Raw genomic sequence first — 1269 nt, 5'->3', positions numbered from 1 at the left:
TCGGGACTGCCCCGACTTCAGTTGACTAGTGGGGTTGAGCGATTCAGGCCGCGTGTGCGGTCCGGTTGATTGTCTCAAACTCGATAGGGGTGAGCTTGCCGAGGCGCCGTTGACGGCGTTTGCGGTGATAGGTCTTTTCGATCCATGTCACGATCGCCAGCCGTAGTTGCTCGCGGGTCGACCACCGCTGGCGGTCGAGGACGTTCTTCTGCACGAGTGCGAAGAACGACTCCATCGCGGCGTTGTCACCGCACGCCCCGACCCGCCCCATAGAACCTCGTAACCCATTGCGCGACAGTGCATGTACGAACTTCCTGGATCGGAATTGGCTACCGCGATCCGAATGCACGATAGTCCCCTCCGAGCCTCTTTGCGCCACAGCATTATCCAATGCTGACACCGCTAACGAGGCCTTCATCCTGGAGTCGATCGAGTAGCCGACGATCCTGTTCGACCAGACGTCCTTGATCGCGCAGAGATACAGTTTGCCCTCGTCGGTGCGGTGTTCGGTGATGTCGGTCAGCCACAGCTCGTCCGCGGCCCGTGCGGTGAACTGACGGTCGACGAGGTCGTCGTGGACCGGCGGGCCGGCCTTCCTGTTCAGGCCTCGCTTCTTCGAGAACACCGACCAGATGCGTTCTTGTGAGCACAACCGCGCGACCCGGTTCTCGCTGGCGGTGATCCCGCGGTCGGGTAGTTCGTCTGCGATGAAGCGGTAGCCGAATGCGGGGTCGTCGTCGTGGATCTCACGAGCAATGTTGATCAGATGCGCATCATCCCAATCTCGTTGCGTGACTGGCTGTTTCTTCCATTTGTAGAACGCTTGGGTTGAGAAACCGAGAACCCGGCAGGTCACTGTGACGGGTACTCCGTCGCCAGCAAGGTCGAGGACCAGCGGGTAGATCATTTTGGGAGTATGTCTCGACTCAGATAGGCGGCGGCTCGCCGCAGAACGTCGTTTTCCTGCTCGAGCAGCCGGTTGCGCTTCTTTAGCTCCCGCAGCTCAGCGGACTCGTCACCAGGGTTCTGCCGGCCGTCACGGACGACGCCGTCTTCACGATCGGCAATCTTGAGCCAGCGGTGCAGGCAACCTTCGGAGATTCCGAAGTCCTTCGCGATCTGACGCAACGGGGCCTCGCCCTCGCGTGCGACGGCGATGACGTCGCGGCGGAACTCCTCGGGAAATGCTTTCGGCATGGTGAACATCCTTCCACCGTGAGGAGCGATCCTCACAGATCAGATGTCAACCAAAGCTGGGGCAGTCCCGTG

The 1269-nt window shown here is 60.7% G+C and carries 1 protein-coding gene; it reads right to left on the bottom strand.

Translation table 11 applies throughout. From position 1 onward, the window contains the following. Window positions 1–43: 43 nt before the first annotated feature. A protein-coding gene (locus RHODMAR_RS26785) for an IS3 family transposase (protein WP_086000293.1) occupies window positions 44–1197 on the bottom strand; the annotation gives its coding sequence in 2 pieces (ribosomal slippage) (window positions 44–915 and window positions 915–1197; 1155 coding nt in all). Window positions 1198–1269: the final 72 nt, after the last annotated feature.

The sequence above is a fragment of the Rhodococcus sp. AW25M09 genome (genome assembly GCF_000333955.1).
GTDB lineage: Bacteria > Actinomycetota > Actinomycetes > Mycobacteriales > Mycobacteriaceae > Rhodococcoides.
This window is presented reverse-complemented; position numbering and strand designations above follow the sequence as displayed.